4 protein-coding genes are annotated in these 8,227 nt (G+C 70.5%); all 4 read right to left on the bottom strand.

Annotated elements, in window-relative coordinates:
• Nucleotides 1–153: 153 nt before the first annotated feature.
• Complete coding sequence (locus AB0H32_RS08150) at nucleotides 154–510, bottom strand: MerR family transcriptional regulator (protein WP_361116055.1); 357 nt, start codon at nucleotides 508–510, stop codon at nucleotides 154–156.
• 22 nt (nucleotides 511–532) lie between these two features.
• Nucleotides 533–4,090: a transcription-repair coupling factor gene (mfd, locus tag AB0H32_RS08145; RefSeq protein WP_361116052.1), complete on the bottom strand. Its 3,558-nt coding sequence runs from the start codon at nucleotides 4,088–4,090 to the stop codon at nucleotides 533–535.
• A 719-nt stretch (nucleotides 4,091–4,809) separates the two neighbouring features.
• The gene (locus AB0H32_RS08140; protein ID WP_361116049.1) at nucleotides 4,810–7,398 is read right to left on the bottom strand and encodes an FtsX-like permease family protein; all 2,589 of its coding nucleotides are present in this window, start codon (nucleotides 7,396–7,398) and stop codon (nucleotides 4,810–4,812) included.
• A complete protein-coding gene (locus tag AB0H32_RS08135; protein WP_361116046.1) occupies nucleotides 7,395–8,183 on the bottom strand; it encodes an ABC transporter ATP-binding protein in 789 nt (262 codons plus the stop codon). The genes AB0H32_RS08140 and AB0H32_RS08135 overlap by 4 nt, the downstream gene beginning before the upstream one ends.
• Nucleotides 8,184–8,227 lie beyond the last annotated feature (44 nt).

Here is an 8,227-nt window from a genome sequence, read left to right as displayed (position 1 = left end):
CGGGCTTGCCCCGTCGGGCTTGCCCCGTCGGGCTTGCCCCGTCGGGCTTGCCCCGTCGGGCTTGCCCCGTCGGGCTTGCCCCGTCGGGCTTGCCCCGTCGGGCTTGCCCTTCAGGCTCGTCTCATCGGGCTTGCCCCGTCGGGCTGCCGGCCGTCAGACCGTCTCGCCCGCCTCTCGCAGCGCCGTCGCCAGTCGCTCCCGTACCGCCGTCTGCGCGGCTATCCGCGCGTCCAGGACCGCCAGCCGGTCCCGGGCGATCCGCAGACTCTTCGCGGAGAGGTGACCGGCGGTGACGTCGCCGTCCAGGCAGGGCAGGAACACCAGTACGTCGGCCAGGGTGAGGCCCGCCTCCAGCAGGTGGCGGATGTTGCGGACGCGGACGGCGGTACCGGGTTCGTAGTCGCGGTAGCCGTTGGCGGCGCGTGCCGAAACGATCAGGCCCGCCTGTTCGTAGTGGCGCAGGGCGCGCGGTGTCGTTCCGGTGGCCCGCGCCAGTTCACCGATCAGCACGCCCCGCGCCCCCCGTCATCGGTTACGACCCCAGGATCGAGGCGAGGAACTCCCCCACCCAGCCCAGCAGTTCCCGGCCGACGAGCGGCTTGCCGCCGACCTTGGCGGTCTTCGGGCGCGGGACCAGCACCTGGTGCACGGCGGGCTTGATGACCGTGCCCGGGTACAGCCGCTTGACGCGCAGCTCCTGCGATTCACGCAACTCTACCGGTGCGAAACGGATGTTGGTGCCCTGCAGAACGATCTCACCGACGCCGCAGGCCCGCGCGAGCATCCTGAGTCCGGCCACCAGCAGCAGGTTCTCCACCGGCTCGGGCAGCTTGCCGTAGCGGTCGGTGAGTTCCTCGCGGACGGCCTTGATGTCGTCCTCGGAGTTGGCGGAAGCGATGGCGCGGTAGGCCTGGAGGCGCAGGCGCTCGCCGGGGGCGTAGTCGTGCGGGACGTGGGCGTCGACGGGCAGCTCGATCTTGACCTCGAGCGGCGGCTCCTCCTCGATCTCGCCGGTCTCCAGCTGGCGCCGGTAGTCGGCGACGGCCTCGCCGACCATGCGGACGTACAGGTCGAAGCCGACCCCGGCGATGTGCCCGGACTGCTCGCCGCCGAGCAGGTTGCCGGCGCCACGGATCTCCAGGTCCTTCATCGCCACGTACATGCCCGCGCCCATCTCCGTGTGCTGGGCGATCGTGGCCAGACGCTCGTGCGCCGTCTCGGTCAGCGGCTTCTCCGGCGGGTACAGGAAGTACGCGTACCCGCGCTCGCGGCCACGGCCGACGCGGCCGCGCAGCTGGTGCAGCTGGGACAGGCCGAAGGTGTCGCCGCGTTCCACGATCAGGGTGTTGGCGTTGGAGATGTCGATGCCGGACTCGACGATCGTGGTCGACACCAGGACGTCGAACTTCTTCTCCCAGAAGTCGACGACCACCTGTTCCAGGGACGACTCGGACATCTGGCCGTGGGCGGTGGCGACGCGTGCCTCGGGGACGATCTCGCGCAGGCGCGCCGCCGCGCGGTCGATGGACTCGACCCGGTTGTGGATGTAGAAGACCTGGCCCTCGCGCAGCAGTTCACGGCGGATGGCCGCGCCGATCTGCTTCTGCTCGTACGGCCCGACGAAGGTCAGCACCGGGTGCCGCTCCTCCGGGGGCGTGGTGATCGTGGACATCTCGCGGATGCCGGTGACCGCCATCTCCAGGGTGCGCGGGATGGGGGTCGCGGACATGGTCAGCACGTCGACGTTGGCGCGGAGCTTCTTCAGCTGTTCCTTGTGCTCGACGCCGAAGCGCTGTTCCTCGTCGACGATGACCAGGCCCAGGTCCTTGAACTTCGTCTCGGAGGAGAAGAGGCGGTGGGTGCCGATGACGACGTCCACGGCTCCCTCCTTGAGGCCCTCCAGGACCGCCTTCGCCTCCGTGTCGGTCTGGAAGCGGGAGAGCGCCCGCACGCTCACCGGGAACTGCGAGTAGCGCTCGGAGAAGGTGCCGAAGTGCTGCTGCACCAGCAGGGTCGTGGGGACGAGGACGGCGACCTGCTTGCCGTCCTGTACGGCCTTGAAGGCGGCGCGGACCGCGATCTCGGTCTTGCCGTAGCCGACGTCGCCGCAGATCAGGCGGTCCATGGGGACCGACTTCTCCATGTCCTCCTTGACCTCGGCGATGGTGGTGAGCTGGTCGGGGGTCTCCGCGTACGGGAAGGCGTCCTCCAGCTCGCGCTGCCAGGGGGTGTCCGCGCCGAAGGTGTGGCCGGGGGCGGCCATGCGGGCGCTGTAGAGCTTGATCAGGTCGGCGGCGATCTCCTTGACGGCCTTCTTCGCGCGCGCCTTGGTCTTCGTCCAGTCCGCGCCGCCGAGGCGGTGCAGGGTGGGGGCCTCGCCGCCGACGTACTTGGTGATCTGCTCCAGCTGGTCGGTGGGGATGTAGAGGCGGTCGCCGGGCTGGCCGCGCTTGGCGGGGGCGTACTCCACGACCAGGTACTCGCGGGTGGCGCCCTGCACGGTGCGCTGCACCATCTCGATGTAGCGGCCGACGCCGTGCTGTTCGTGGACGATGTAGTCGCCCGGCTCCAGGGTGAGCGGGTCGATGGTCTTGCGTCGGCGGGCCGGCATGCGGGCGCCGTCCTTGCCGGCGGCCTTCTGGCCCGACAGGTCGGTCTCGGTGAGGACGGCGAGTCCGAGCGCCGGGTCCACGAAGCCGTAGTCGATGGAGCCGCAGGAGACGTGCACCAGGGAGGGGCTCAGCTCGGCGAGGTCGGCGTCGAGGCGGGCCGCGATGCCCTCGCCGCCGAGCACCTCGACGGTGCGGGCGGCCGGGCCGTGGGCCTCGGTGACGAAGACCGTGCGCCAGCCGTCGGCGAGCCAGCCCTTGGTGTCGGCGAGGGCCTTGGCGGTGTCGCCGCGGTAGGTCTCGGGGGCGTGCATGCCCAGCTTGAGGGTGTCGGCGGCCGCGTCGGCGGCAAAAGGATCCGCCAGTTCCTCGTCGGCGGCGAAGGGCGAGACGGACCACCACATCATGTCCAGCTCGCGCGCGCGGTCGCGGACGTCGGCGATGGACCACAGGGAGGCCGCGCCGACGTCGATGGGCGCCTCGCCGCCGCCCGCGGTGGCCGCCCAGGACGCCTGCAGGAACTCCTGGGAGGTGGCGACGAGGTCGGCGGCACGCGTGCGGACCCGCTCCGGGTCGCACACCACGGTCATCGCCCCCTTGGGCAGGACGTCGAGCAGCAGCTCCATGTCGTCGACCAGGACGGGCGCGAGGGATTCCATGCCCTCCACCGCGATGCCCTCGGCGATCTTGCCGAGCAGTTCGCCCAGCTCCGGGTGTTCTTCGGCGAGGGCACGCGCGCGTGCCCGTACGTCGTCCGTGAGCAGCAGTTCACGGCAGGGCGGGGCCCACAGGCCGTGCTCGGCGACTTCGAGGGAGCGCTGGTCGGCGACCTTGAAGTAACGGATCTCCTCGACGTCGTCGCCCCAGAACTCGATGCGCAGGGGGTGTTCCTCGGTGGGCGGGAACACGTCGAGGATGCCGCCGCGTACCGCGAACTCGCCGCGCTTCTCGACCAGCTCCACGCGCGCGTAGGCGGCGGCCGCGAGGGCTTCCACGATGCCGTTCAGGTCGGCGTTCTGCCCCGTCTTCAAGGACACCGGTTCCAGGTCGCCGAGGCCCTTGACCTGCGGCTGGAGCACGGAGCGCACGGGTGCGACGACCACGGAGACCGGGCCGGTCTCGGGGTCGTCCTGGCGGGGGTGGGCGAGGCGGCGCAGGACGGCGAGGCGGCGGCCGACGGTGTCGCTGCGCGGGCTGAGACGCTCGTGCGGGAGGGTCTCCCAGGAGGGGTACTCGACGACGCCCTCGGCGGGCAGCAGCGAGCGCAGGGCGGCTGCCAGGTCTTCGGCCTCCCTGCCGGTCGCCGTGACCGCGAGGACCGTGCGGGCGGCCTCGCGGGCGAGGGTGGCGACGGCGAAGGGGCGGGCGGCCGGGGGGCCGACGAGGTCGACGTGCATGCGGTTGCCGTCCGCGGCCGCGTTGATCGCTTCCGCGAGGGCGGGGTCCTTGACGACGGCGTCGAGCAGACCGTGCAGGCTCATGGAGGAGGCTTTCCGTCCGGGTAGGGGCAACGCGAATAGCCCGACGCGGGTGGCGACCGGGGGTGTCCAGCGTACGACGCTGTCGGCGCTGCCGTCGGAGCCTGTGGACAACCAGGGGGCCCCGCCCCCTGGCCCCCCGAACCTCTGCCCACCCACCACCCGACTCGGCCGGCAGAAAGCTGACCGCACAGAAATCCGACTCGGCCGGAAAAGGTGGCCCACGGAGATCCGACCCGGCCGCCAGACCGGTGACCCCGCGAACATCCGGCTCGGCCGGCAGACCGTGCCCCCGCGAACATCCGACCCGGCCGGCAGATCGGTGGCCCCGTGGGGATCCGGCTCGGTCGGCAGAAAGTGGCCCCACGTACATCCGGCTCGGTCGGCAGGCGACCCCGCGACGAACCCGGCTCGGCCAGCGGAAAGGCGACCCCGCGACGAACCCGCTCGGCCGGCAGAAAGGCGACCCCGCGACGAACCCGCTCGGCCGGCAGAAAGGCGACCCCGCGACGAACCCGCTCGGCCGGCAGAGGCGTCGCCGGTGGGCAAAAAGCCCGGTGCCGGGAAGTCTTCGATGACTTCCCGGCACCGGGTCTTCCCCCGCAACCCCCGTATGCGGTGGTCTCTTGTCGGCTCCCGAGCCGTCGGTCCTTCCGGCTCCCGAGCCGTCCGTCCCGTCGGTTCCTGAGCCATTGGTCCCGTCGGTTCCCGGCCCGTTGGTTCTAGTCCGTCGCGATGGCGTTCAGGACGTTCATCCGGCCTGCCCGGAACGCCGGGATCAGGGCGGCGAACAGGCCCACGAAGGCCGAGCCGATGAAGACGGCGATGATCGTCGGCCAGGGGATCTCCAGGACCTTCAGGCCTTCCAGCGCGAGGAGCTTCTGGGCGGTCGCGCCCCAGCCCATGCCGAGGCCGAGGCCCAGCAGGGCGCCGAAGACGGCGATCACGACGGACTCCAGGCGGATCATGCGGCGCAGCTGGCGGCGGGAGAGGCCGATCGCCCGCATCAGGCCGATCTCACGGGTGCGCTCGACCACGGACAGGGCCAGCGTGTTCACCACGCCGAGGACCGCGACGATGATCGCGAGGGCCAGGAGGCCGTAGATCATGTTCAGCAGCTGGCCGATCTGGTCCTTCAGCGCCTTCTTGTAGTCGGTCTGGTCACGTACGGTCAGCTCCGGGTGGTCGTCGTGCAGGGCCGCCTTCAGCGCCTTGTAGGCCGCCGCCTGCTGCCCGTCCTTGGCGGTGGCGAAGACCAGCACGTCGAGCGGCATCCTGTCGGCGGGCACGTACTTGGCGAGCGTGGCGAGCGAGGTGTACTTGGCGCCCTGGTCGATCACGTCGTCGCTGCTGGTGATCGCGCGGACCGTCAGGTGGGCGGTGGAGCCGTCCTTGAAGGCGACGGTGATCTTCGAGCCGAGGTGGATGCCATGGGCCTTGGCGAACTTCTCGTGGACGGACATCGAGTCGGGCAGGTAGGCGTCCTTGAGGTTCCCGGCGACGGTCTTCTTGCGCAGGTCGGTCGCGTACGTCGGGTCGGCCGCCGTGATGTCCGTGTCCTTGAGCTTCTGACCGTCCGGGGTGGTGAAGTCGGCCACGGTCGGCCGGTACTCGGTGACCCGTGCAAGACCCGGGGTGTTCTTGATGGCCTTGACCGCCTGCGGTGCGATGAGACCGTTCTGCTGGTTGTCCGGCTGGATGATGAAGTCCGTACCGACCGTCTTGTCGAGCTGGTCGGTGGCGGAGGCCACCATGGAGGAGCCGACCACCGACAGGCAGGCCACCAGGGCCAGGCCGATCATCAGGGCTGCGCCGGTGGCGCCGGTGCGGCGCGGGTTGCGCAGCGCGTTGCGCTCGGCCATCCGGCCGACGGGGCCGAAGATCCGCAGCATGACGGCGCCGAGGACGCGGACCAGGCCACCGACGAGGAGCGGGCCGATGACGACGAACCCGATGAGGGTGAGGACGACGCCGAGGCCCAGCCAGGACGAGCCGTCCTTGGCCTTGTCGGCGGTGGCGGCCGTGTAGAGGCTAGCGACGCCGGCGCCGGTGAGGACCAGGCCGACAAGGGCTCGTACGACGCCGGCCTTGGCGTCGGCCGGGGCGTGCGCGTCACGCAGGGCGGCCATCGGGGAGACCTTGCCGGCGCGCCGGGCGGGCAGGTAGGCCGCCAGGACGGTGACCACGACACCGAGGAGCAGGCCGGTCACCGGGGTCGTCCAGGCGACGGTCAGGTCATCCGTGGACAGGTGCATGCCGATATTGCCCATGAGCTTCATCAGGCCGACCGCGATGCCGACGCCCGCGCCGACGCCGAGGACGGAGCCGATCACGCCGAGCAGCAGCGCCTCGATGAGCACGGACCGGTTGACCTGGCGGCGGGAGGAGCCGATGGCCCGCATCAGGCCGATCTCACGGGTGCGCTGGGCGACCAGCATCGAGAAGGTGTTGACGATCAGGAAGATGCCGACGAGAAGGGCGATCCCGGCGAAGCCGAGCATCGCGTACTTCATGACGTTCAGGAAGCTCTTGACGCTCTTCTGGTTGGCGTCGGCGACCTCCTTGGCGGTCTGCACCTTGTAGCCGTGGCCGAGCGCGGCGGTCACGTTCTTCTTCAGCTGCGCGTCGGTGACGCCCTTGGCGGCGGTGACGTTGACGTTGGTGTACACGCCGGTCCGGCCGACCAGGGTCTGCTGGGCGGTCTTCGTGTCCAGGTAGAAGATCGCCGCGCCGGGGTTGGTGACGGTGAAGGTGGCGATGCCGGACACGCGCGCGTGGTGCGTGCCGATGACGTTGATCATGCCGATGTCGTCGCCGAGCTTGAGGTGGTGCTTGTCGGCGGTGTCCGCGTCGACCATGACCTGGTGGGGACCCTTGGGCGCCGCACCGGAGGTGATCTTCATGGTGCGGGCGTCGTTGCCGTTCCAGCTGCCGACGATGGTGGGCGCGCCGCTGCTGGGCGACAGCTTGTCCTTGTCGGCGTCGACCACGGTCACCGAGGTGGAGAACACCGTGCCCTCGGCCGCCTTGACGCCCTGGGCCCTGCGGATCCCGCCGACCACGGAGGCCGGCATGACCGGCGGCTTGCCGGTGCGGGAGGTGGTCTCGCCGGTGTCGGAGGAGCCCTTGGCGGTGACCGTCACGTCGGACGAGGTCGCCTGGAAGAGCTTGTCGAAGGTGGTGTTCATCGTGTCGGTGAACACCAGCGTGCCGCAGACGAAGGCGACCGACAGCAGCACCGCGACCGCCGACAGGGCCATGCGGCCCTTGTGCGCGAAGAAGTTGCGCATCGAGGTCTTCAGGACGGTCATGACGTGCGCCCCCGGGCGTCGAAGTCCTTCATGCGGTCCAGGACCTGATCGGCCGTCGGCTGGTACATCTCGTCGACGATCCTGCCGTCGGCGAGGTAGAGCACACGGTCGGCGTAGGAGGCGGCGACCGGGTCGTGGGTGACCATCACGATGGTCTGGCCCAGTTCGTCCACCGAGCGGCGCAGGAAGCCCAGGACCTCGGCGCCGGCGCGCGAGTCGAGGTTTCCGGTCGGCTCGTCACCGAAGATGATCTCCGGGCGGGCGGCGAGGGCGCGGGCCACGGCGACGCGCTGCTGCTGGCCGCCGGAGAGCTGGGTGGGCCGGTGCTTGAGCCGTCCGGCGAGGCCGACGGTCTCCACGACCCGGTCCAGCCACGCCTTGTCGGGCTTGCGCCCGGCAATGTCCATGGGCAGCGTGATGTTCTCCAGTGCGTTCAGGGTGGGCAGCAGGTTGAACGCCTGGAAGATGAAGCCGATCCGGTCCCGGCGCAGCTGGGTGAGCTTCTTGTCCTTCAGGCCGGTGATCTCGGTCTCGTCCAGGTAGATCTGACCGCCGGTCACGGTGTCGAGCCCGGCGAGGCAGTGCATCAGCGTGGACTTGCCGGACCCCGAGGGGCCCATGATCGCGGTGAACTGGCCGCGGGCGATGTCCACGTCGACGTGGTCCAGGGCGACGACACGGGTCTCGCCGGACCCGTACGCCTTCACGACCTGCCGCGCCCGCGCGGCAACGGCCGTACGCCCTCCAGTGCCCCCGTGCCTGGGAATGGTCACAGCCGAAGTCACGGTATGTCTCCTATATCGGTTGGCAGATCTGTGCGTGCGCCCGG

The sequence above is a fragment of the Streptomyces sp. NPDC020362 genome (assembly GCF_040642095.1).
In the GTDB taxonomy this organism is placed as follows: Bacteria; Actinomycetota; Actinomycetes; order Streptomycetales; family Streptomycetaceae; genus Streptomyces.
This window is presented reverse-complemented; position numbering and strand designations above follow the sequence as displayed.

Coding starts and splice junctions, on each gene's coding strand:
- AB0H32_RS08140 (WP_361116049.1), bottom strand. CDS start 7,398: ATGACCGTCCTGAAGACCTCGATGCGCAACTTCTTCGCGCACAAGGGC.
- mfd (WP_361116052.1), bottom strand. CDS start 4,090: ATGAGCCTGCACGGTCTGCTCGACGCCGTCGTCAAGGACCCCGCCCTC.